Annotated in this window: 20 protein-coding genes; 10 read left to right on the forward strand and 10 right to left on the reverse strand. The window is 37.3% G+C overall.

The window, feature by feature from the left end; translation table 11 throughout:
* Nucleotides 1-221 precede the first annotated feature (221 nt).
* Nucleotides 222-647 carry a thiol-disulfide oxidoreductase DCC family protein gene (locus SGJ10_04095; protein ID MDZ4757308.1) on the forward strand — a complete coding sequence of 142 codons (426 nt, stop codon included), beginning with the start codon at nt 222-224 and terminating at the stop codon, nt 645-647.
* 138 nt (nt 648-785) lie between these two features.
* On the opposite strand, the gene SGJ10_04100 is transcribed toward SGJ10_04095, so the two are convergent.
* The 6 genes from SGJ10_04100 to metF are packed head-to-tail and all read right to left on the reverse strand — an operon-like array spanning nt 786 to nt 5,747.
* Nucleotides 786-1,742, reverse strand: coding sequence for a glycosyltransferase family 2 protein (locus tag SGJ10_04100; GenBank protein ID MDZ4757309.1), 957 nt, complete (start codon nt 1,740-1,742; stop codon nt 786-788).
* A 2-nt stretch (nt 1,743-1,744) separates the two neighbouring features.
* Nucleotides 1,745-2,254, reverse strand: coding sequence for a DUF4199 domain-containing protein (locus SGJ10_04105; GenBank protein MDZ4757310.1), 510 nt, complete (start codon nt 2,252-2,254; stop codon nt 1,745-1,747).
* On the reverse strand, nt 2,251-2,802 hold the full coding sequence (locus SGJ10_04110; protein MDZ4757311.1) for a DUF4199 domain-containing protein: 552 nt from the start codon (nt 2,800-2,802) through the stop codon (nt 2,251-2,253). Before SGJ10_04110 ends, SGJ10_04105 begins: the two co-directional genes overlap by 4 nt.
* Nucleotides 2,799-3,479, reverse strand: coding sequence for a hypothetical protein (locus tag SGJ10_04115; protein ID MDZ4757312.1), 681 nt, complete (start codon nt 3,477-3,479; stop codon nt 2,799-2,801). Before SGJ10_04115 ends, SGJ10_04110 begins: the two co-directional genes overlap by 4 nt.
* Nucleotides 3,479-4,738, reverse strand: coding sequence for an asparagine synthetase B (locus SGJ10_04120; protein ID MDZ4757313.1), 1,260 nt, complete (start codon nt 4,736-4,738; stop codon nt 3,479-3,481). The genes SGJ10_04115 and SGJ10_04120 overlap by 1 nt, the downstream gene beginning before the upstream one ends.
* A gap of 55 nt (nt 4,739-4,793) precedes the next feature.
* A complete protein-coding gene (gene metF / locus SGJ10_04125; GenBank protein ID MDZ4757314.1) occupies nt 4,794-5,747 on the reverse strand; it encodes a methylenetetrahydrofolate reductase [NAD(P)H] in 954 nt (317 codons plus the stop codon).
* A gap of 125 nt (nt 5,748-5,872) precedes the next feature.
* Between metF and SGJ10_04130 the strand changes: the two genes are divergently transcribed.
* Both SGJ10_04130 and SGJ10_04135 read left to right on the forward strand, forming a co-directional pair.
* Nucleotides 5,873-6,457 (forward strand): 50S ribosomal protein L25/general stress protein Ctc, encoded by a 585-nt coding sequence (locus SGJ10_04130; protein MDZ4757315.1) that lies wholly within the window; start codon nt 5,873-5,875, stop codon nt 6,455-6,457.
* 299 nt (nt 6,458-6,756) lie between these two features.
* Nucleotides 6,757-7,512 carry a CpsB/CapC family capsule biosynthesis tyrosine phosphatase gene (locus SGJ10_04135; GenBank protein MDZ4757316.1) on the forward strand — a complete coding sequence of 252 codons (756 nt, stop codon included), beginning with the start codon at nt 6,757-6,759 and terminating at the stop codon, nt 7,510-7,512.
* 2 nt (nt 7,513-7,514) lie between these two features.
* Here SGJ10_04135 and SGJ10_04140 read toward each other — a convergent pair whose 3' ends face one another.
* Entirely contained in the window at nt 7,515-7,703 is a 189-nt protein-coding gene (locus SGJ10_04140; GenBank protein MDZ4757317.1) for a hypothetical protein, read from the reverse strand.
* 340 nt (nt 7,704-8,043) lie between these two features.
* Nucleotides 8,044-12,774 (reverse strand): T9SS type A sorting domain-containing protein, encoded by a 4,731-nt coding sequence (locus SGJ10_04145; GenBank protein ID MDZ4757318.1) that lies wholly within the window; start codon nt 12,772-12,774, stop codon nt 8,044-8,046.
* A 298-nt stretch (nt 12,775-13,072) separates the two neighbouring features.
* Between SGJ10_04145 and SGJ10_04150 the strand changes: the two genes are divergently transcribed.
* The 3 genes from SGJ10_04150 to SGJ10_04160 are packed head-to-tail and all read left to right on the forward strand — an operon-like array spanning nt 13,073 to nt 14,651.
* Nucleotides 13,073-13,729, forward strand: a complete 657-nt coding sequence (locus SGJ10_04150) for a hypothetical protein (GenBank protein MDZ4757319.1) — start codon at nt 13,073-13,075, stop codon at nt 13,727-13,729.
* Entirely contained in the window at nt 13,713-14,231 is a 519-nt protein-coding gene (locus SGJ10_04155) for a hypothetical protein (GenBank protein MDZ4757320.1), read from the forward strand. The genes SGJ10_04150 and SGJ10_04155 overlap by 17 nt, the downstream gene beginning before the upstream one ends.
* A gap of 6 nt (nt 14,232-14,237) precedes the next feature.
* Nucleotides 14,238-14,651, forward strand: coding sequence for a hypothetical protein (locus SGJ10_04160; protein MDZ4757321.1), 414 nt, complete (start codon nt 14,238-14,240; stop codon nt 14,649-14,651).
* Nucleotides 14,652-14,654: 3 nt separating this feature from the next.
* On the opposite strand, the gene SGJ10_04165 is transcribed toward SGJ10_04160, so the two are convergent.
* Together SGJ10_04165 and gltX are read right to left on the reverse strand one after the other, a co-directional pair.
* Nucleotides 14,655-15,659, reverse strand: a complete 1,005-nt coding sequence (locus tag SGJ10_04165) for a fumarylacetoacetate hydrolase family protein (GenBank protein MDZ4757322.1) — start codon at nt 15,657-15,659, stop codon at nt 14,655-14,657.
* Between the two features lie 295 nt (nt 15,660-15,954).
* Nucleotides 15,955-17,496 (reverse strand): glutamate--tRNA ligase, encoded by a 1,542-nt coding sequence (gene gltX / locus SGJ10_04170; protein ID MDZ4757323.1) that lies wholly within the window; start codon nt 17,494-17,496, stop codon nt 15,955-15,957.
* 71 nt (nt 17,497-17,567) lie between these two features.
* On the opposite strand from gltX, the gene SGJ10_04175 reads away from it, so the two are divergent.
* The 4 genes from SGJ10_04175 (at nt 17,568) to SGJ10_04190 (ending at nt 24,177) form a co-directional block, all read left to right on the forward strand.
* The gene (locus SGJ10_04175) at nt 17,568-17,954 is read left to right on the forward strand and encodes a hypothetical protein (GenBank protein ID MDZ4757324.1); all 387 of its coding nucleotides are present in this window, start codon (nt 17,568-17,570) and stop codon (nt 17,952-17,954) included.
* Nucleotides 17,955-17,958: 4 nt separating this feature from the next.
* Nucleotides 17,959-18,999, forward strand: coding sequence for an AMP-binding protein (locus SGJ10_04180; protein ID MDZ4757325.1), 1,041 nt, complete (start codon nt 17,959-17,961; stop codon nt 18,997-18,999).
* Nucleotides 19,000-19,099: 100 nt separating this feature from the next.
* On the forward strand, nt 19,100-19,492 hold the full coding sequence (locus tag SGJ10_04185; protein ID MDZ4757326.1) for a DUF2809 domain-containing protein: 393 nt from the start codon (nt 19,100-19,102) through the stop codon (nt 19,490-19,492).
* Between the two features lie 80 nt (nt 19,493-19,572).
* Nucleotides 19,573-24,177, forward strand: coding sequence for a GEVED domain-containing protein (locus SGJ10_04190; protein ID MDZ4757327.1), 4,605 nt, complete (start codon nt 19,573-19,575; stop codon nt 24,175-24,177).
* Nucleotides 24,178-24,311 lie beyond the last annotated feature (134 nt).

Genomic DNA, 24,311 nt, shown 5'->3' on the forward strand with positions numbered 1-24,311 from the left:
AACTACATCCCGAAAGCCCCGCTTAATCCCGATAATTATCGGGATGCGGGGGGATTAGTCCCTTTCTTTTGGACTATTATATATTGAGTTTCGGTATTAATTTTTCATACTCAATTTTTTGATGTTGTTCGGGATAGAAAGCCTTTCGTTAGTTCGGAGGGCTTTTTTTATTTTTATTTCCACTTTAAACCAATTGCCATTAGTTTTGTAGAAACTAAATAATGGATTTTGAAATAGGACAAATGGTCAATAACGAGCATATTATATTGTTTGATGGGGTTTGCAATTTATGCAATACCATGGTTCAGTTTGTAATTAAAAGAGACCCGAAGGCTAAATTCAAATTCGCTTCTTTACAGTCGGAAAGTGGGCAAGCAATATTGAAAAAATTTAATTTACCGGTCAATGATTTTAATTCATTTGTATATATACAAGGCGAACAATGTTATCTTCGCTCATCAGCAGCACTTAGGGTTGCGAAGGAATTGGGCGGAGCTTGGAAATTATTTTATGCTTTTATAATCATACCTAAATTTATCCGTGATTTTTTTTATAATATGATAGCAAAGCGGCGATATAGTATGTTTGGGAAACAGGATAGTTGTATGATACCTACATCTGAGTTAAAGAGTAGGTTTTTGGAGTGATAAATATTATATTGAAAACAGAATACCTTTGGCGTTTTGTCATGTCGATCTTGAACGCTTTCGGCAGAGACATCTCACTAATATAGTAGTTCCCTCGTTCCTCGGGAGGACAAAACCGCAAAAAAGAACTACACTAATTCACACCCCCAACTTCTCTTTCAAAGCATAATAGTTCCTATCCGTACTATTACGAGAAACCAATTCACCGATAAATCCTGCAAGGAATAATTGCACACCTATAATAATAGCAGTAAGAGCTAAGTAAAACAAAGGCTTATCAACGATATCTCGAACATCAGAATAACCGCGTATCGATGCACTCACTTTGTCCCAAATAAGTTTAATAGTTAATGCAAATCCAATCAGAAAAGAAATGCCACCCATAAACCCAAAAAAGTGCATGGGGCGTTTGCCGAATTTGCCCACAAAAAATATACTTAACAAATCCAAAAAACCATTCATGAATCGAGAAAGTCCAAATTTGGTAACACCATATTTTCTTGCTTGATGTACCACTTCTTTCTCACCTATTTTTTTGAAGCCAGCCCATTTGGCTATAACAGGAATATAACGGTGCATTTCGCCATATACTTCTATATTTTTCACTACTTCATGTTTATATGCTTTTAGTCCGCAATTAAAATCATGAAGTTCAATACCACTCATTTTGCGGGTAGCCCAATTGAATAATTTGGTAGGAATAGTTTTGGTTATTGGGTCATAGCGTTTGGCTTTCCATCCACTCACCAAATCAAAACCACCTTCCATAATCATTGTATATAATTCAGGGAGTTCATCGGGACTATCTTGCAAGTCGGCATCCATAGTAACTACCACTTTGCCTGCTGCATGATGGAACCCAACATTGAGTGCAGCAGACTTTCCATAATTTCTGCGAAATTGTATACCTTTTATATGGTTATTTTCTTGATGAAGTTTATTGATCACTTCCCAACTTTTATCTGTGCTGCCATCATCTACCATAATCACTTCGTAAGTGTGCTTGTGTTCATCCAAAACCCTTTTAATCCAAGCGGATAGTTCGGGCAACGATTCATCTTCGTTATATACAGGTACTATAATAGATATATCCAACATTAGGCTTTACGTTTAAATAAAAATAATGACGAAATTAAAGATAAAATGAAACCTACCATAAAGGTGAGCATATAAAAACTGAGGCAGGCAAGTATCGCTTTTTTGAAATCGCCAGCTTCTATTATATTTTGTGTGGTTCCGGGATTTTCTTTCAAACTAATTTTTTCCAACGCTTGCATCACATCTGAATTTCCATAATAATAAATAAATAAAAATACTGCGGCTATTGCACCACCAATAAATACAGTAATAACGCCAGCACCTAGTCCTTCAGTAATTCGCATGGGTCTGCCAGCAAATTTGCGACGGTGTTCCAGTATTGCTAATACAATAGGAACCAATACCATCAATAAGTTTAGTATATTATAATTGCCATCGAGGCTATGATTGTCTTCTATAGTTTTGCGTGTGGTGAAATATAAATATATAATAAGCAATACACCCATTGCCAGGCCAAATTTTATAGCGGTACCTAGGGGTGATATTAATGCTGGTTTTTCTTCGCTCATGCTTTATTTGATTTTAAAAGTTTGTGGAATGCCGCAGCAATTAATGAAGTAATGATACCTGGAAGCAAACAACCCATGAATGAGAAAAATGCCATTGGCATGGGGCCATTCATCATTTGTAAAATCTCTTTCCCTTTTTCAAAATCTTCCTCACGCATTTCACCTTTGTCTACTTTCTTCTCCATAGCTTTCATGCCCTCACGCATAATTTCATCAATTTTTTCAGGATTTATTTTGAAATAAAAGTATGTAAATGCTGCTACTATTATAGAAAACCAAAGTACTGTGAGCAATGAGGTTAGGAATGCTTTGCCATAGCTAATTTCTCCACCCAAATTTTTATCGCGGTGTATTTTAATGGCCGCCAAACCAAAACCTAAAATAATAAAATATTGTATATAACTATATATTTTATTACCTTCCATGTTACCGGTCCATATAAATATATAATTATATATTAACATGAACACACCCAAAATTCCACCAACTATTAAAGTAGTTTTTAATGGACTTGCACTTTCTTCTTGTATATAGTTTTCTTCACTCATAAATTTATTTGATACTGGTTAAGGCTGCAAAGATAAGCCATTTGCAATGCGTCTTTGTTCGGCAACTTGTTAGCAATATGGGTGGTATCCAAATCGCCTTTAAAGAATAGGAGGATGGGCAGTAAATAGGGGTGCATGGGGTCTTCTTCCTCTATACTATTGGCTGCTTTTATAATATCATCCACCTCTTCATCCACCATTTCTTGTAGCTCGATTAACGATGCATAAATTTCATGCTCTTCACTAAAGCCATCTTCTTGGGTCAATAAGAATTCATCCAGAAAATCTTCCAAAGATGCTTCCATTTCATCATGTTTGCACTCATCAATATATAATAATAAATTGAGAAGTTCGGTGCCACGGTCCAAAGTATTTTCTTCTATTTCAATCCATTCAGCACTTTCAAAATAATCAGGGTCGAACCTGTTCGCATCCACCGATAAAAAATGCACCATCAATAAATCGAAAACTGCCTCTTGCAATTCTATATATTGTGGATGGCGGGAAAATATTTCATCGAGTTTTTTTACTTTATCTTCAAATCCCATTTCTAGTGCGAGGGATTTTTGCAACTCATCAACCAATATATGATAATCATTGGGAAGTTTTTTTACAGAAGCATATCCTTCAAATAGTCCGTTTAGGGCGGCATTGATTGAGCTGTTAGTTTGGGTCATTATGTTTTTAATTTTTTCTTTTTGGCCGAAGGGAATAATACATTGTTCAATATAAGTCTATATCCGGGTGAATTTGGGAACAATGATATATCGGTAGGAGGGTCGCTCACCAGATGTTGATAGTCTTCTGGATCGTGGCCCCCATAAAAAGTCCAAGTTCCTTTGCCGTAGTCGCCGTGCAAATATTTGGCCTCGCCCATCGACTTATTTTCGCCCATTACAACCACGGTGTTTTTTATAAATTCTTTGTGAAAAGCAGTTGTCTGTCCCATAAAACCTTTCACTATTTTGGTATGATCCTGGCACAACATGGTAGGTACTACATCGCTTTTTGCAGAGAAATCGAACAAGGTAAAATAATCTTCTTCTTCACGCACATTTCGCATTTCTGGTCGGCAGTCTATACTTGAGTATTCATAAGTATACGGGTCTTTGAGCAAGGTGAATTTCTCGAAAGCAAAAGTATTGGTAAAATTAAGTTTGGCATCGGCATTGGGGTTTGAGCCATCGCCATCAAACACACTCTCGCATATATCAACACCATCGGCGGCAAGGGCTATATCATAACTATCGGTTGCACTGCACATGGCAAATAAGTAGCCGCCGCCCATCACAAAATCACGAATTTTTTTGGCTACTGCCAACTTAAGTACAGATACTTTTGCAAAACCATGTTTGGCTGCTGTGGCTTCCGATTCTCGCACTTCGGCTTGGTACCATGCCGCGGTGTGAAATGAGCCATAAAATTTTCCATACTGCCCGGTAAAATCTTCGTGGTGCAAATGGAGCCAATCGTAAGTAGGTAATTTACCATCCAATACTTCATCATCAAAAACTACATCATAAGGAATTTCTGCATACTTCATCACCATGGTAACTGCATCATCCCAAGGTTGTTTGGTTTTGGGCGAGTATACCGCCACTTTAGGTGCTTTATATAGTTTCACCACTTCCATGTTTTGGTCGGGTTGTGCTATTTCTTCGCGTATACCTTGCGATTGAGCATCCGTAATTTTTTGATAAGTGATGCCGCGTAGTTTACATTCTTTTTCAAAAGTTTCGGTATAGGCAAACATAAAACTTCCACCTTTATAATTGAGCAACCACTCAGCCTCCACACTTTTGGCAAGCACCCAATAAGTAATGCCATACGATTTGAGGTGGTCTTTCTGGGTGTCGTCCATAGGGATAAAAATGAACGAAGCGTGAGCCCTCATTATTATAATAGTTGTAATGATGAGGAGATAAAATTTCTTCATATTGGGTTTACGTTTTTTAAAGGCCAAAGGTTGCAATTACTACTCCAAAAATAAACTAAAAAACTTGGCTTGCAATGGCTTTTGTGGCTTCACTCTGACCCATGGTATAATAGTGCAGCACGGGAACCTTTGCCTCCTTCAATTCCTTCGACTGTTTAATAGCCCATTCAATTCCAATTTGTTTTACGGCTTTATCGTCTGTGGCTTTTTCTACCTCGTTTGCCAATTCTTCAGGAATATCTATGGCAAATATTTTTGGTAGTATACTTAATTGTTTCTTGGTGGTCAATGGTTTCAGTCCTGGGATGATTGGTATCTGAATATCCATTTCTTTGCACTTGGCCACAAATTCAAAATATTTACTGTTGTCGAAAAACATTTGCGTAACAGCATAACGTGCTCCTGCCTCCACTTTTCGTTTCAAAAAATTAAGGTCTGAAGTCATATTGGGTGCTTCAAAATGTTTTTCGGGATAGCAGGCCACGCCGGTACAAAAATCTGTAGGAAAAGGATTGGTAAGCTCTTGATCCAAATAAATCCCGTTATTCATATTGATGACTTGCTGTATCAACTCCAAAGCATTTTTATTGCCGTCGGGCTCGGCGTAGAACTGTGGATCGTTTTTAATACTGTCGCCGCGTAAGGCCAGCACATTTTCTATTCCTAAGAAATGGAGGTCAATCAATGCATTCTCGGTTTCCTCTTTGCTGAAACCTCCACATATAATATGGGGCACCGCTTCCACTTTATAGCGGTTCATGATGGCTGCACAAATAGCTACCGTGCCTGGACGTTTGCGGGTAGAAATTTTATCGAGCCCTCCATCGAGGCGTTTACGGTAAATATACTCCTCACGATGGTAGGTTACATCCACAAAAACGGGCTTAAATTCCATTAATGGGTCAATACCGTTGTAAATACTGTCGATGCTTTTACCTTTCAAAGGTGGCAAAATCTCTATGGAAAACAGCGTTTCTGTAGCGTTCTCGATGTATTGGGTTATTTTCATCTCACGGCAAAATTAAGCATTTGCATTCGGTTCAGATAAATATTTAAAAATCATTTGCCTTATTTGTTTTATCGTGTTACTTTTGCAGCCCTTTTATTGAGGGTAAATAAATTAACAATACAGACATGAAAGCAGTAGCATTATTTGGTAACAAAAGAGAAACCACCGGCAAACGCGGTTCAAAAGATTTGCGTAACACAGGTAAAGTGCCTTGTGTACTTTATGGAGGCGATCAAAAAGAACCTTTACATTTTTATATGTATGCTTCCGATTTTAAAGACATCGTATACACGCCCAATACTTACAAAGCCAAGTTGGATGTGGATGGTGAAATATACAATGCCATTATCCAACAAGTACAATACCATCCTGTTAATGATACGATTATCCATGTCGATTTCTTAGCCGTTTCCGACGACAAGCCAGTTACCATGCAAATACCGGTGAACATAACAGGCAATTCGCCAGGTGTGCGTGCAGGAGGTAAAATGGTGAAGAAAATTCGTAAAATGACTTTGCGTGGTCTTATCAAAGACTTCCCCGATTTTGTAGAAGTTAAAATTGATGCCCTTGAGTTAGGCAAATCAATCAAAGTACAAGATATCAACTTGCCAGGCATCACCATTCTTGATGCTCCAGCCAATGCTATTGTGAGTGTAACCGTAACACGTTCTACCAAGCAAGAAGCTGCCGCTACTCCAGGCAAATAATAAAAATAATAATGAAATTTAAAACGCTGCCTTTAATCAGGTAGCGTTTTTTTTGTCGTATGCACAACGTCATTGAGACTCCGCAAGCTTGCGGGGTTCCAACGTGGCAATCTCGTTGATTCCGAAAGTACTAAATTTGTCAACTTTGTTTGCATCCACGCGGGCAAAGTTGTCAAATCTCCCTTTCTTTTTAAAGATTAACTTCGTCAAATTAAAATATTCTTCACATTGAAGCAATTCGCCGCGACGAACAGAATGACGTTGTGGGAATAATCCTGTAATTTGCAACCCCAAAACCTATGAGTTTTTTATCTAAAATATTTGGCAAAAGCAAGTCAGCAGAACTACCTGCCGATTTTGTAAACCCCATCAAGGTCGACCTACATAGTCATTATCTGCCGGGTATCGATGATGGCGTACAAGAGGTAGCTGAGTCGATAGAAATATTGAAGATATTGGAAAGTAAAGGTTATACCAAAGCCATTACCACGCCCCATGTGATGAGCGATTTTTATAAGAATTCGCCCGAAATTATCAATACCAAATTGGAAATGGTGCGTGAGGAAATGCAGAAGGCAGGACTCACTATAAAACTGGAAGCAGCAGCCGAGTATTATGTCGATGATAATTTTATCAGCAAAGTTTTAGCTCATAATATACTCTCCTTTGGTAAAGAAAAATATGTATTGATTGAGACAGGCTTCTTGGATATGCCCATGAATTTGCTTAGTGCCATTTTCGAACTTAAAACTTCAGGCTATATACCTGTGTTGGCTCATCCTGAACGTTACCAATATTTTATTCCCGGTTCCGATAATTATGAGCAAATTGTGGCAAGTGGTGTTTTGTTTCAAATGAACTTATTATCTATTATTGGGTATTATAATCCACAAGCCAAAAAAGTAGCCGAGCACTTAATTCAAAACCAAATGGTGAATTTTGTGGGCGGCGATACACATAATATGAAACACCTATGGTTGGTGCAGGAGAAAGCCGTGAAGCATCCTTTATATGGCAAGTTGGTGGAGTTGCCTTTGTTGAATAATAGTTTGTGATATTACTTCTTCTCCAAATTTTTCTGCTTAACTTTATTCGCTTGCGACAATTGCTGCAACGCACGTTTTCTATATTCATTGCCTACGCCCGACAAGGCTTGCTGCTTGCGAGACATCAAATCAGTAGTTTGTTTGAAACTTTCTTCATAGCCCAACCAGCCTTTGGCTTTTTTAGAGTTTTTCCTAATCAAGCCAAAAGGGTTTTTAAGGGTACTAAATAAATAATACCAATTCTTAAACTAAAATAGTTCTCCGCCTGTGGCGGATTTAGTTTGGAGAATGGTAATGCCGAACTACATCCCGAAAGCCCCGCTTAATCATGATAATTATCGGGATGCGGGGGAATTAGTCCCTTTCTTTTGGACTATTGTATATTGAGTTTCGGTATTCCTGTGCACAAACACAATATGAAAAAAGTATAAAAGCGAAAAGTATATATGTCCTTTTGAGCATTTTTATTGCAATTGTTTTGTTAATCGGGACACCAACAATATATGATTTTATTTTTCCTGTAAAAACGCTGGGAAAGAACTACTCCTTCACCACTTTAATTCTCTCTACTCTTTCACCTTCATTAATTTCCAATATATAAATTCCCCTAGCATATCCACTTAAATCCATATTGAAATTATCTCCTGATAGATTTGATTTCTGTATTATCAGTTGCCCTGTTATATTATAAAGTTTGATGGTAGCATTGATAAGTTTTTTGCTTGCTTGAATATTAATTTGACCATTCGTAGGATTTGGAAAAACACTATACTTTGTATGATATACATTTTCGATCCCTATTTGATTTATATTTGCAATATTTGATTTAGTAGAACTATAGGAATATGTTTTTTGTGATGGAGCACAACCCTGCAGATTTACCACTTCTATCTGGTAATAAAGGTTTCCTGTAGGGGGATTAACATCTGTATATGAATTTAAATTACTGGCAATTGTTGTTAGTAAACTTAGTCCAGCACTGCTTGTTCCTCGATAAATATTATAAGATGCAAACTGAATGCCTTCATAATGCGACCATATCAAATTCCAATTATTTCCTTGCCCTTTATTTATAGTTAAATGTATTGTTTTATGATAATCACTCGCCAAAGTAGTAATTCCGCACGTGTCAATGGCTTGTAATTTATATCTGTTTGCTTGCACATCGGGATTACTTGCAGTATCCACAAAAGTAGAAAATGCAGCATAAGGTACTTTGCCTATTGTATTATATATATTGGCTTGCGATGTTTCTTTTAAAATTACGAAGGAATCTATAGAACCTGCATTTGCTTTTTCCCATATAACAATATTTTTATTGGTGCTACTATCCACACTTACTAAGCAAATGGGCGGTGGGGAAATAAATGAAGCATTGAGTGAGAATGTGTCTGATAGAGCCTTACAGCCATTGCTATCCACTACTTGCACAAAGAAATTTCCTGAGTTATTTATATAAGTTTGATAAGAAGTTGCTCCGTTATTCCAGTTATAAGTGCTATAAGAACTATTTACATATAATTCTACAGAACCTCCCGTGCAAAATACCAAACTACCCTTATGGTATATGATAGGTTTTGGAGTGGGTTTGTAGAAGTCAACATTAGCTATATTAGAGGTTAAGGGGCAATTACTATCTGTAACTATAACTGAATATTTTCCAGAAGTATATGCATAAATAAAACTATCCGTGGCCCCTTGTATTTTTATACCACCGAGCAGCCATTGATAACTATAGGTGGGTGCTGAAATGCAAAATAAATATATAGAATCTCCTGAGCATTTATTCGTAATATTGGTTTGGATAATTTGAGCAGTATGTGTGCAAGTAACGCCACCCGAGCAATATATCCACCCTTGCTTATATAATGTATCAGTACATCCCGTAGTATTATTTTGTGCAATTAATGTTATATCATAATACCCATTTGTTTGATAGGTATGTTTTGGAGGATTTGTTCCCACATAATAAGTTCCATCACCAAAAACCCAGGTAAATGTATAGCTATTTTTACTGGGAGTAGTATTTAAAAACTGTACGTCAAAGGGTGGTGTGGTAAATACTTGTGTGTTTTGGGTAAATGAAAGATTGAAGTTTGTTGGTTGAATAGTGAGGCGTAAAGTTATAATACTATCACAACCCAAAGTATTACTTACAGTATCATAATATATACCCGATGTAGTTATCGTGTTCCCCTTGAAACTATAGCTACCACAGGCTGTGTCGAAGATTGTGCTCCCACTGCTATTATTGATTGTGAGGTTTAAAGTGATTATACTATCACAACCTTTTGCATTCGTTAAGGTATCATAATAAACACCCGATGCAGCAAGTGAATTCCCACTAAAAGAGTATTTATCGCAAGCTGTTTTTGTAAGTGTATTATAACTACTTTGTATAATAGTTAAGTTTAAAGTGATTATACTATCGCACCCCAAATAATTTTTTAATGTATCATAATATACACCTGAACTTGAAATTGTATTTCCGCTAAATGTATAGGAATTACAGGAAGTTTTTGTGATGGTGGTGAAGTTTGAATTAACTGAAATTTTCACGGAATCTAATTTTGCACATCCGGTAGACGTGATTGTTTCTGTTAAATAGTATGTAGTATTAACATTAGGAGCTACAACAGGGTTAGCTAAATTAGAAGTATAACCAAGTGGATTAGAAGTCCATGAATATGTATTTCCATTGACCGCAGAGGAGCCAATATATGCAGAATCTCTAATGCATATTATTTTATTGGAACCGACATTTGCGGAGGGTAGCGGGTTTACAATAACAGTGATTGCCCTAGGGCTTACACTTCTTATGCAAATACTGTCAAGTGCATAAAATGTAGTTGTTTGATTTAAAGTTTTAGTATTATAATAATTCCCTGTATCTAAAAAAGTGTTGCAACTTGAATCACTATACCATATAATTAATCCTTTTCCTACTACATGTAGTTTTGTTTTATTATTTGCACATATTGTTAATGATGATTTAGGTGTGCTATCTGTGGGAATAGAGGGAGCAAGACAATTCGTATTACACATATAGCTAGTTCTGGAAACTTTGGTGCCGTCACCAAGTTCTCCCTGGTCATTACTTCCAACACCGCAAAACAAACTTCTACTTGATTTCAGCCCCATCGTATGATTTGACCCACCTTTAACACTAACCCAGTTTTTATCAGTTCCTATATGAACCGGCTTAAGCCGAGCCGTCGTGCTTCCATCACCTAGCTGTCCATCATCATTCGCACCCCATGACCAAAGCGTGCCATCGGTTTTTAAACCATGTGAACTTGACGCAAAAGCTGCACTAGTAGCTATACTTAGCCAATAACTTTCTTTACCTACTTGAAGAGGGCTTGTTCTGTCTTTTGTAGTCGAATCACCCAATTGTCCACCATTGTTCCGTCCCCAAGCCCAAAGTGTTCCTGATGCTTTTAAGCATATAGTATGTGCATCAGTGCCAACTATGCTTATCCAGTCATTATTTGTACCAATTTGAATTGGGTACTTTCTCCCTCCTGTTGTAGAATCGCCCAATTCCCCATAACCATTAGAACCCCAACCCCATAGTGTTCCATCTGCTTTTAGGCCATGTCCGTGCCCCATACCTTGATAACTATTTCCGCCAACACTAATGCTGACCCAATTATTCGCAGTTCCTATTTTTGTAGGTATAAGTTTACGTGCATTTGAGCTATCTCCAAGTTGATAAGCATCATTTTGTCCCCATCCCCATAAGGTTCCATCTGATTTTAATGCATGCGAATGAGTTTCAGTGGAAGCAACGCTTACGTAATCTTTGTCTACTCCAATTTGAATAGGATATGAAATATTGTTAATATTAGAATCACCCAAAGCAGCACCCCGACCCCATGCCCATAAACTTCCATTTGACTTTAGTGCAAACCCACATATCGTACTCGCTGAAATACTTGTCCAATTATTGGCTTTGCCTATCTGAACTGGCCTATCCCTGTTTATAGAAGTTGAATCACCCAGCGTGCCACCATTATTACACCCCCATGCCCATAATGTGCCATCTGATTTTAATCCCAATGTAAATGTACCTCCGGCGGATATGCTTATCCATTCGCTTAATATATAACTTTTTGTTAGTGTAGGTATAATTCTAACTGTATCAGTGCTATCATATAATTGGCCGTAATTATTATATCCCCAAGACCAAATAATTCCATTTGCTTTTAAACCAAATGAATGAAAATTTCCACCTGCGACGCTAACCCAATTACTATCACTTCCAATTTGAACTGGACTGTGTCGATCTGTACTTGTAGAATCGCCAACTGCACCCCAGCTATTATTTCCCCACGCCCAAAGAGTACCACAAGATTTTAAGGCAAGTGAATGATAAAATCCAGCATATATATATACCCAATTATTATCAGAACCAATTTGCACTGGACTATATATATGATTGGTATTCCCATTTCCAACCTCACCATAAGTATTTATTCCCCAACTCCAAAGTGTACCATCTGCTTTGATTGCAAGTGTTTGTCCACCACCAGATGAAAGTGTCACCCAAGAGTTATCATTCCCAATTTGCACAGGCTTTTTGCGTGTTGTATCTGTTCCGTCACCTACAGAACCATATACATTATTTCCCCAACCCCATAAGGTTCCATCTGCTTTAATGGCGTGCGAGAAAAATGACCCTGCAGATATAGCTACCCAGTTACTGTCAGCAACAATCAAAGTAGGGCTAAGTCTATTGGTGTCTGTTCCATCTCCTAATTGCCCATAATTATTAATACCCCAGGTCCAAAGCCTTCCATCAGCTTTCAATCCCAAACTAAAATGCTGCCCTGTCGTAATACTTATCCAACTGCTATCGTTTCCAATTTGAATTGGAGTTCTTCTAAATGTTTGCTTAGTCCCATCTCCTAATTCACCATAAGCATTATATCCCCAAGCCCACAACGTGCCATCGGCTTTCAAACCTAATGTGTGGGTTAACCCTACCGAGATACTGACCCATTTATCATCTGTGCCAATTTGTATAGCTGTTTTTCTATTAATGTTTGTGCCATCACCTAATTGGCTAGAGTCATTATTACCCCATCCCCAAAGTGTCCCTTCTCTAATTTCGAACCCATGGTCAGCAGAACAACCTACAGATAATCTCTGGTAATTCGCCCTATAAGGCACAGTTTTTTTTGTATTCCTTCTATTGATTTGAGCAGTTGTGTATAGCGAACACAACAATATAATGGCTAATAGAAATAGTGTACTTATTTTTTTCATGATAGTTCCTGTAATTCAGTTACAAACCTAGTTTATTTTAAGAATATATTTTGTCAAAAATTTTATAATGCTAAAGTTATGATTTTAAAAAAATAACTTGTATATATTGTATTGTTGGTAACGACGTCAACAATTGACAAGTTTTCTTCATACCTTGTTTTGAGTTAATTAGAAGGCAAATATAACTGAATGAATTCGATATAAAATAAGAATTAACTTATATAGAGATTATTGACGAGAAAAGAGTTTTTTGATCAAATAACAATGTATCTTCGCATATAATCTTATAGAAATTATTTTGAGTCACTCTATTTTAAAACATTCATTTTCTGCAAAATGGGTTACACCGCCTTCAATTTTCTATATTGCTGACACGGCTTTCTGTAGAACACTTTTTAATGATCCAGTTGGTACAGATGTTGATACGACTTTGGCCGGATTTGTTATACAGAATAATGTTTCTAGTGTGACAGAACAAAGCATAAACATTTCTTCATTCGAGTTATCATTAATGCCAGATATATTTAAAAACATAATTGACAAATTGATAGAAGTCAATCAAAATTCAGGCTTTAATCCAATTGCATTTGAATCATTTGCCTTGGGAGCGGACATCGAGCTTAATGACATGTTAGATAGTGAAGCGGCATCGATATGGTTAACGAAGAAATTTATAGCTCAAAACTTATATTTTCCAGAAGAGTTATCTGAGTTGAGAGAAATATATACTACTGACATTTCTTTCATTCTTCAAAATACAAAAGCTTCAAAACAATATGTTTACAAAATACAACCTAGGAATAATAAACCTACGTCACTTTTTTTTAGTGTGATGGAAATCAACCTAAAAAATCAAGAAGTAATGGCTCGCAATATTATTCAAATATTTAATGAAGCTATCTCTGTAATAATATTTCAAATAAATAATTTGTTTTTCTATGAACAAACTAAGTGAGAATAACCCATTTATCTTGCCTCAAGGTCAGGAGCAAGGGCATTTTGGTCAAAGTACAATAATTGACCAACTTACAACAATTAGTGTCTATCAAGAAAAAATGCCTATATGGTCTTTACAGGCACGTAGTAGACATACCTTTAATGGCGATATCAGTAAATTTTATACAGACCATTTAAAGCATATTATAGTATATAATGAAAAGAAAGAAGATTATTATTTAACAGGTATAAAAAATCTTATCAAGAAAAATAATTTTTTGCAGCTTTCATTGACAACTTCAGATGATTCTGAAAGTGAAGCAGATTTTGAAAAAGAAATTTCAGACCATCCGCATAAGTATATAATAGATATTAAACCATTGGATAATGAAAGAGATTTAAATATTATCTCTGAAATCGTAAAAAAAATAGGTGTTGAATTTACAATAGATGATGTATCAGAATTGTTTTCGGTTGACAACGATTGTATATTAAAAATAGCTAATAATATAGAAAAATAGATATCTATGGATTGTTATCTAATGGGGGATTCCATAGAGTGTGAGCACAGCGAAGTGGTAGCTAAAAAAATTATTCCTTCTTCTCCACAAAGAAGAGATGATATAGGTGTATGCATAAAATATCTTTGTACAAGGGATGGCAGTGCAGAGGTAGTAAAAGAACTAGATCCGAAAGTACATAAGATAAAAGAATCTTCCAACTTAAATTTGGGCGATTGCATTAAGTCTGAAGCTTTTTTTGTTCTAGTTGAAGGACTAAGGCCATTAAGTAAAACAAAGCTAGGTGGCCAATCTAATAGGCATAGTTCTAACAGTGTCAGCCCGCGAAAATACACTTATGCAGAAATATCTTATCCTTTTGCACGTATAATGCATGCCTTAGAAAATAGGCAAAAGGAAATTGGTAAAATTAATATGTGATTATTACTTCTTCAACGTCAAAATAGAAAAATCAGTATCTACTTTTCTAATAGTAGTGCTCAATAATCCCAGTCCGGTTATTTCCATTTCTACCACATCATTTTCTTTGAGCCATTGTGGTTTATATTCTTTATCGTATAATAGGCCTGTGCCATTGAGTTCGAGAAAGCAGCCAGTGCCTACGGTACCACTGCCTATTACATCGCCGGGCCATATATCAACGCCATAAGCACAGCGTTCAATAATCTCGGCAAAAGTCCAATCCATATCGCCCACATTGCCTTGCGACACTTGTATACCATTCACCCTGCACACCATTTGCAAATTATGGTTATTGCCTGTATGATTTGGTTTGGCAGGAACTATATATTTTTCGAGTTCATCGGGTGTTACAAACCACGGACCTATTACGGTGCTAAAGTCTTTGCCTTTGGCAGGGCCAAGGTTCAATAACATTTCTTCCATTTGCAAAGTGCGGGCACTTATATCATTCATAATAGTATAACCTGCTATATATTTATCGGCATCGGCAGCTTTTATATTGCGTCCTTTTTTACCAATCACTACCGCAATTTCCAGTTCGAAATCGAGCTTTTGAAAATGGTCGGGCATGCACCATATTTCTCCTGGCCCTTGTATGGCATTGTGATTCGTAAAATAAAAAATAGGATACGAATCGAATTCTTCTATCATAGGAACACTCCTGTTGCGGCGGGCTGAAGCCACATGTTGGCGAAATGCATAACCATCGCGGCAGGAAGTAGGACGGGGCACAGGGGCTAGTAATGTGACCTCACTTAGTGCTATACTTTTATAAGCATCGGCATTTTGTTGTATAGCATCATTATAATAACGAACTTGGAACATGGTCCGCTCTTCTTCCAAAAGTAATAAGCCCAAATCGTCAGGAATTTTCTCATCGATTTCGGCAATGGGATATACGCGGTCGTTATGTGCAAGTATGCCCATGTGCTCGCCGTGTTGTTGTCTGTAGGTTACTAGTTTCATGTTATGTTATATTATATATGTTAACTGATTTATATATCGTCCCCAAAGGGACTTGGGATGATATCATATTATTGTTTTTACCAATATATAATCCCTACGGGATAATTGGAGATTGTGCTGAGTCGGACAGAACTTAATATTGTTATTTTTGAACCTATAATCTATATTAGATGTATAGTATTTAAATTGCTCCGCTAGGAGCAAAATATCGGTAAAACATAAAAACGGAAGCCTAACATAAGTCCCTTTAGGGACGATATATTTGAACGCATTTTTATTATATATTGAGACCATATTATACAGTTTCTATCACTTCAAATGCGATAGCTTTTTGCAAGCGTTTTATAACACTTTCTTTGCCCAAAAGTTCAGCCATTTCAAAAATAGGAGGACCACCACCTACACCACTCAATGCCCAACGGAATGCTTGCAATACATCTTTACTTTGCAAATTCATTTCGGTTAAGGTAGTATGAAACGCTGCTTCAATTGCGGTATGGGTATAGTTTGATAAAGTATTTAATTTTGTTATCATACTTTCGCAGAAACTAGGCATGAAAGCCTTCCAACGTTTTTTGCGAACCTCATCATCATAGTTTTGTGGGTCGGCAAACAAATAATTACAGTATTCAGGAATCTCATTTACAAAAATTACTTTCTCCTTAGCTAAGCTGCAAGCGGTAGCCAAATAAGCATCGTCAACTATAATGTTTTTTGCAGCAAGCAAAGGTTTTACACTAGCCGCAAGTTCTTCATTGGTTTGCAAACGTAGGTAATGTTGGTTGAACCATTTGGCTTTTTGCAAATCGAATTTCGCTCCGCTTTTCGCAATTTTATCTACTGTGAAAGCCTCTACTAATTCGTCCAAATTAAATATTTCTTGATTGCTACTTGGGTGCCAACCTAATAAGGCCAACATATTTATTACAGCTTCTTTATAATACCCACTTTCTTTGTATCCACTTGATACTTCTTTGGTTTCGGGGTCTTGCCATTGCAAAGGGAATACAGGGAAACCCAATCGGTCGCCATCGCGTTTGCTAAGTTTTCCAGCACCTTCGGGTTTTAATAATAAAGGTAAGTGAGCAAACTTTGGCATCACCTCTTCCCATCCTAAATATTTATATAATAATACGTGCAAAGGTGCTGAGGGAAGCCACTCTTCGCCACGCACCACATGGGTAATTTTCATCAGATAATCATCCACCACATTGGCCAAATGATAAGTGGGCATACCATCGTGTTTCAATAAAACTTTATCATCCATTTGAGCGGTATTGAATACGACCCATCCCCTAATTTCGTCATGAAATTTCACTTCATCTTTACGTGCAAGTTTGAAACGTATCACATAAGAATCGCCTGCATCGAGGCGGCGTTTTACTTCATCTTCGGGCAGGGTGAGGGAGTTGTGCATCGTAGTGCGGGTAATGGCATCGTACTTTGCTTCTATATTACTGCTCTTAAGGCGTTCACGCATGGCCTCCAATTCTTCAGTAGTATCAAAAGCATAATAGGCATGACCTGCTTCGAGCAATTGCTCGGCATACTGGCGATACATGGGTTTGCGTTCGCTCTGGCGGTAGGGTGCATAAGGGCCATCACCAAATCCTACACCTTCATTAGGCTCAATGCCCAACCACTTGAGTGAGTCGATAATATATTGCTCGGCACCGGGCACAAAGCGATTTTGGTCTGTGTCTTCAATACGTAAAATAAAATCGCCTCCACTTTTTTTGGCCATCAAATAATTATATAATGCCGTGCGAACCCCGCCAATATGTAGGGGTCCCGTGGGACTAGGGGCAAATCGTACTCTAACTCTCCGTTCAGTCATAATGATATATGTGTAAATAAGGACGCAAATTTCGTTAAGTTTGCCCCCCGTAAAAAATTTATTTTAAATACATGAAATTTATTCTCAATACCAACACCATTTTTTGCTTCTTGATGTCGCTCATCTATGTGATATTCCCAATAGTGATAGTGGGCTCGAAGCCAACGGAAGAAAGTCAGGATGTGGCCAATGCGGTTTTACCATTGAGCCGCATGTTGGGTTTTACCTTGGCAGCGATGGCATTTCTGAGTTTGATATCGGTACGTTTTCTTACTAATCGGGCATCGGTACTCACGGCTTTATTTACCCTCACTATTTTTCACGGAGGTTTATTACTCACATCGGGTTTGGCTGCGGTAAAGGGAACGATGTTGTCACCTGTGCCTGTTTCGCATGGTATCTTGTTTTTGGCATTTGTTTATTTGTTATATACCAATCTCAGAAATGGGGGAGTGTAGTTAAGTGGCTGAAAAAAACTATATATATTTTTATCCCGGTCATCAAAAAATATACTTTGATGATATAACGGATATTGATACTGTTGAGAATGATATAACAGAATTAGCCGCACGTTGGCTTAATGGCGAAGAATATTTTGAATTTAAAACATCAGGTTCCACAGGTACTGCAAAAAATATTATACTAACGCGTGAGCAAATTATTGCCTCTATTAATCATACCGCATCGGTTATTGATTATATACCTAATCAAAATTGTTTGCTGTGCCTAAGTCCGCTGCAAATAGGCGGAGCGATGGTATTGCTGCGTGCATTGCACTTAGGTTTGAATGTATATATATGCCTGCCGCAAGTGGCAAGTATTCTCTATTTTTTAAATCAAGATTATGATATTCATCATGCTTCATTTGTATCATTGCAAATGGAAAAAATTATTGCTGCCGGGTTTCGTAATAGACTTGAAAGTATAAATTATATTTTTGTGGGTGGTGGGGCAATTGGCAAAAAGTTAGAAGAAGTATTATATACATTTACAAACAAAGTGTACCAAACTTATGGCATGACTGAGACTTGTTCAAACATAGCTTTACGAAGATTGAGCCGAGGGAATACTGGAGAATATTATACAGTTTTTAATGGAATTGATATAGAAACAGACGAACGAGATTGTTTGAAAATAAAGGGTGATATAAGTAATAATATTTGGCTACAATCAAATGATATAGTAGAATTAAAAAGCAATAATCTGCTCAAATTTTTGGGCCGTGCTGATTTTATTATTAACAGTGGCGGAATTAAAATAAATCCAGAATTAGTAGAACAAAAACTCGCCGAACAATTGCCCAATCGTAATTATATCATATCGTCCAAACCTGATGATACACTAGGGGAGAAGTTAGTATTAATAATAGAAGGTGAGGAGAAAATCAATATAGATTTTGAATCGTTTGCTCCTTTTGAAAAACCAAAAGAAGTATTGTATATAATAGAATTTCCAAGAACTGATAGCGGGAAAGTGGATAGGATGAAGTTGAGAAATATATAGTACATCATTGCGAAGAATGAAGCTTCGCCAATGCTAATCTTAGAACTAAACAAGATTGCCAAGCGGAAACAGCTCGCATTGACTCACATTATACTATATCATGAAAAGAAGCACTTACATATTTATCGCATTAATCACTTTAGTAATTGGATTAGCCTCCAGAAAATTCGGCAATTACCTACCCGATTTTTTGCAGAAGTATTTAGGCGATGCTATTTGGGCAATGATGATTTACTGGTGCTTTAGATTTGCATTATATAATAAATCTTTATTTTATTCCGCAATATCTGCGTGGGTATTATCTGTTCTCATTGAGTTCTTAGAATTATATAAAGCACCTTGGATAAAATCCATTCGAGCAACAGCAATAGGCGGCTTGATACTCGGTTATGATTTTGCGTGGAGCGATATACTTTGTTATACAGTTGGGATTGCTCTTGGCTTTTGTTCCGATAAATTGTTGTCAGGTGTTCAGAAGCGTCGGAACACCTGACAACACGTACTTCTAAAAAAAAATTTCTCCTTTATAAAAATAAGTTTTACCTTAGCCCCTTCAAATCAAATCAATACAACATGAAAAAATTCTACAATTCCATTAAAGTATTTGTATTTATAGCATTATTTTTTGCATCATTTGCTAGTAATGCACAATATTGCACTGCCGTTCATTCCAATAACTGTGCTGCAACAGGTATCATTACCAAAGTACATATAGCGGGCACTACTTTATACAATACGGTGAGTGCTTGTGCAAGCAATAGTCCTGTTTTTACTTTTGCTGCTAGCGGTTTTACCACTTGCACCTTATACCGCGACAGTGGTTATAACACTTATACCATTAGTGTAACTACCAATAATGTTACTAAGCAAAAGGTGGGAATGTGGATTGATTTTAACCACGATTATGTTTTTGATACAGCTTTAGAATGGTTTTTGATAAATATCTCCAATACCGCCAATGTGCCAAGCACCATCACATTTACAGTGCCCACCAATGCAGCTATTGGTCAAACAGAAATGCGGATTCGTACCCGCAACTTTAATGCAGGAATAGATAGTACGAGCTATTGCAAAACTTTAGGTTCGGGTTCTACAAACCGATATACAATTACTATAGATTCGTTAGCTGCGTGCAGCGGTTCACCATCGGCAGGAAGTGTAGCTATAACCACAGATTCGGTATGCAGCAAAGTAAATATATTCTTTGCGAAAAGTGGAGGTACTTGGGCTTTGAGTCAAACAATACAATGGCAATTTTCTGTGGATTCTGTTAATTGGAACGATTTAACTAGTGATACAAACATCAGCATGCTAAAAGCTGCGGCTATTACGGGTTATTATCGTTATTATACAAGCTGTGGGGGAAACACTGATACCACCGCAGCACAGTTTATATATGTATATCCGCTCACCAATTGTTATTGCACACCTGTACATATTAATTTTTGTAATACGAATCACCTCATCACCAATGTATCTATTACAGGTACGGGTTTAAACAATACAGTATCTACTTGTCAGTCTGCTTCCACTGTATATTGGAAGTTTGGCCCAAGCAGTGGCACAAGCGATTCAGTATATTTAGGGAATACCTACCAGTTTAATGTTACTACCAATTTTAATGATATTATTGGTATGTGGATCGACTTTAACCACAACGCTGTATTCGATACCTATGAGTGGTTTTTGATAAAAAAATCTTCAACTGCAAATGTTAGTAGTAGTATATATGTAACTATTCCTTATACAGCCGATTCGGGTTATACTCCTATTCGTATTCGTGCAATTACTGCAGGTACTGTGCTCGATTCGAGTGGTGCCTGTAAAGGTTTTGCATCGGGCAATAGCCACGACTATCAAATATATTTAAAGCCTTTGCCTCCCTGCACCAGCCCGCCCACTGCTGGCACATCCATTACATCTGATACCCTAGTATGTGCCAGCACCACCTTCACTTTGAGCTTACAAGGCAATACTTATGGTGCAGGACAAACTTACCAATGGCAAGCATCATCTACAGGAAATACTGGAACATGGGCCGACTTAAACAATGATACCACAACTGGTGTTAAAAGAACCCAAACCTCTTCTAGCTATTATAGATGTTTTGTAAACTGCGGCGGAAAAACAGATACGAGTACCTCAGTATATGTTGGCCTCAATCCATTTTACGATTGTTATTGTTTTCAATCGCTACAAACCAATGCGTGCGATAGTAACCGAATGTTGACCAATTTTAAAATAACCAATACTAGTTTAGATAATACTGTTAGCTCGTGCTCTGTGTCGGCAACAGCACCGCATTTTGTATTTAGCCAAACAGGAAATTTGACTGCCGATTTGATTCGTGGCAAAACATATAGATTTAATGGCACTACCAATATTAATGGCAGTATATCGGTGTGGCTTGACTATAACAAAAGTGGTACATTTGACAGTGCCGAGTGGACTAGTATCACTACTACATCGGGTGTGAATACGAATAATTTCGTTAACATTACCATACCTGCAAATACGCCTTTGGGAATGACCGGGCTAAGGGTTCGCTCACGCACTGGGGCTGCGGCAAATACTGCCAAGTTAGCTTGTACTACATTTGCAAATGGATCAACCCACGATTATATAGTTAATATAACAGATCCCTATACAACTGATATGGGGCCAAATAGGTTGCTTAACCCTGCAAATGCTTTATGTTATTCAAGTAATGAACCCGTAACTGTGCAAGTAACCAATTATGGCAGCGATACTTTGGACTTTTCAAAAAAGAACCTTACTATTACTGTTGATTATACAGGTATTACTTCAATGCAATTCGATACCACCATTACTAGTGGAATACTTACCCCAAGTGCTACTATGGATGTATATTTTGTAGATACGGTTGATATGTCTACCCCAGCTACAGCTTATGATTTTGTGATATCAACAATCATATCAAATGATAGCAATATATATAATGATACTTTCAGAATTACCCGCACTTCCGCCCAAACATTGGGATTAAATTATCTAGAAAATTTTAATATATCTGGAATTATTCCTGCTTCATATATTGGGAATGGTTTTGCTTACACGGCCACAAATGGAGTGGGCGGAGGTGGAAGTCTTAGGGCTAATTTTACCACAACCACAAATTCATTTGGAATAGCACGCTCGCCAGTGGTAGGTCCGCTCACTTCCAAATCGGCATTGCTTTTTTCATATAAAGCAAGCACAGCCATGAAAGCAAAGGACACTATTTTTGTTCAGTTATCTACCGATTGTGGTACAAACTATAATACTATATATTCTCTTAATTCATCGAATACCACAACAAATACATACCAATCGGTGCAGTATAACTTGGCAGCTTTTGCAGGCAACAATGCCGTTATCAGGTTTATTAAGACTGATAGTTCTACTACCTTATATTATGTTTATATTGACAATGTAATATTAGGGGATGTGCCAGATATTGCATTGGGCAACGATACATCTCTTTGTGATAAATTATTACTCGATGCAAATCCCTATTTAAATAGTTGGGATGTGAACTGGAGCACTGGAGCAGGGCCACAGGATACGCTAACAGTATATGCAAGCGGTAGCTATATAGCAATTGCCACAGACCAAAACTATGGACTGGTAAACAGTGATACCATTAAAATAACTTTATATAGTACACCAAAAGTAAAATTGGGCAACGCTCAAACAATGTGCAGCGGCACCGGCATATTGCTCGATGCTGGAACTTGGCCTGCGGGATATACCTATCTGTGGAATACTGGCGATACCATGCAAACTATTACAGTATATACTTCCAATACTTATAAAGTTAGCGTGAACAACCCAGGCGGATGCCCAGGCAGTGATTCGGTGAAGATTACAGTAAACCCAAAACCCCAAGGCGTTAATTTTAACAAGGCCCAAAATTTTACAGGGCAATACAACCAAGGTACAAGCAGCAATCCCGATGCAGCGTGTGTGGGTAGTAATATGAGTTATGATATAACAACAAGTTTTTCAAATGCACAATATGGAAATACTTGGACAATTACAACCTCAACTATAAAAACCGTATATGGAAACAGCCCCGTTGGCACTACCAGTATTACTTTTCCGGGGGCTATCAATGGCAATATAAATTTTATTCCCGCCGCCTTTGATGCAGATTCCGTATTTGTGTTAACCTTAACCGTGAATGACAAATCGACTGGCTGCGATACAATTATATATAGATATATGAGTGTAAAAATTAACCCAACAGTAAGCTTGGGCAATGACCAAACAGTTTGTCCGGGTACCCAAGTTAGCTTTACCTCCAGTAGCTCATTTGCACAATACTTGTGGAGTGACGGCAGCACAAGTATTGGTATTACGCCAACCCTAGCTGGCACCTATTGGCTAAAGGTTACTGACAATAATGGCTGCACAAATACCGATTCAGCCGTGTTGAATAATTTTACACCGCCTATTGTAAACTTGGGGGCTGACAAAGATATTTGCCCCAATAGCAGTATTACTTTAAATGGAGGCAATGCCCCAACTTATAATTGGAGTAATGGAGCAAACACACAAACTATCAATGTGAATTCAAATGGTATATATTGGCTAGAAATGACTGATGCCAATGGTTGCAAAGGGAGAGACACTGTAAATGTAAATGTACTGCCTAAACCCAAAGCTACATTTACCTATGCAAAAAATACTGCAACCAATATCCAATTCACACCCGACGATGTTACGCAATCAGCTTATAACTGGACTTTCGGCGATGGTAATAATTCGAACAATGTTGCACCCTCGCACAACTATAATACTGCGGGCAGTTATATAATATCCTTAGTTGTTACAGGAACTAATGGCTGTGTTGACTCTAGCACGCAAACAGTGGCATTAACAAGTATTGCCCAGGCGAATAGTATTATAAACGAGCTATATGTATTTCCCAATCCATACAGCCAAGAAACCAACTTAAATTTTATCCTAACGAAAACATCTTTTGCTGAAATAGAATTATATGATTTGTATGGCAGAAAAATTAGTATTATTGCACGAGGAAACTTAAGCACTGGAAAACATATAATACCCGTCAACACTACGCAGCAAAAAGCTTCCCAAGGTATTTATTTGTTAAGGCTCACCATAGAGGGACAAACTTCGGTGCTAAGAATTATGGATTTGAGCAGTAAATAATCATCAGCACATAGTTAACCAATCCTTAAACTATAATAGGGTCTGCTCATAAACTAAATAAACTTGTTAAACTTACTATAAATCAGTATTTTTTGCAATTAGGTCGTTGATTTTGCTGCAAGGCTTTTTAGCGA

Source organism: Bacteroidota bacterium (assembly GCA_034439655.1).
Taxonomy (GTDB): Bacteria; Bacteroidota; Bacteroidia; order UKL13-3; family UKL13-3; genus CANJUD01.

Coding starts and splice junctions, on each gene's coding strand:
- SGJ10_04095 (MDZ4757308.1), top strand. CDS start 222: ATGGATTTTGAAATAGGACAAATGGTCAATAACGAGCATATTATATTG.
- SGJ10_04105 (MDZ4757310.1), bottom strand. CDS start 2,254: ATGAGCGAAGAAAAACCAGCATTAATATCACCCCTAGGTACCGCTATA.
- SGJ10_04110 (MDZ4757311.1), bottom strand. CDS start 2,802: ATGAGTGAAGAAAACTATATACAAGAAGAAAGTGCAAGTCCATTAAAA.
- SGJ10_04115 (MDZ4757312.1), bottom strand. CDS start 3,479: ATGACCCAAACTAACAGCTCAATCAATGCCGCCCTAAACGGACTATTT.
- SGJ10_04120 (MDZ4757313.1), bottom strand. CDS start 4,738: ATGAAGAAATTTTATCTCCTCATCATTACAACTATTATAATAATGAGG.
- metF (MDZ4757314.1), bottom strand. CDS start 5,747: ATGAAAATAACCCAATACATCGAGAACGCTACAGAAACGCTGTTTTCC.
- SGJ10_04130 (MDZ4757315.1), top strand. CDS start 5,873: ATGAAAGCAGTAGCATTATTTGGTAACAAAAGAGAAACCACCGGCAAA.
- SGJ10_04135 (MDZ4757316.1), top strand. CDS start 6,757: ATGAGTTTTTTATCTAAAATATTTGGCAAAAGCAAGTCAGCAGAACTA.
- SGJ10_04145 (MDZ4757318.1), bottom strand. CDS start 12,774: ATGAAAAAAATAAGTACACTATTTCTATTAGCCATTATATTGTTGTGT.
- SGJ10_04155 (MDZ4757320.1), top strand. CDS start 13,713: ATGAACAAACTAAGTGAGAATAACCCATTTATCTTGCCTCAAGGTCAG.
- SGJ10_04160 (MDZ4757321.1), top strand. CDS start 14,238: ATGGATTGTTATCTAATGGGGGATTCCATAGAGTGTGAGCACAGCGAA.
- SGJ10_04165 (MDZ4757322.1), bottom strand. CDS start 15,659: ATGAAACTAGTAACCTACAGACAACAACACGGCGAGCACATGGGCATA.
- gltX (MDZ4757323.1), bottom strand. CDS start 17,496: ATGACTGAACGGAGAGTTAGAGTACGATTTGCCCCTAGTCCCACGGGA.
- SGJ10_04175 (MDZ4757324.1), top strand. CDS start 17,568: ATGAAATTTATTCTCAATACCAACACCATTTTTTGCTTCTTGATGTCG.
- SGJ10_04185 (MDZ4757326.1), top strand. CDS start 19,100: ATGAAAAGAAGCACTTACATATTTATCGCATTAATCACTTTAGTAATT.
- SGJ10_04190 (MDZ4757327.1), top strand. CDS start 19,573: ATGAAAAAATTCTACAATTCCATTAAAGTATTTGTATTTATAGCATTA.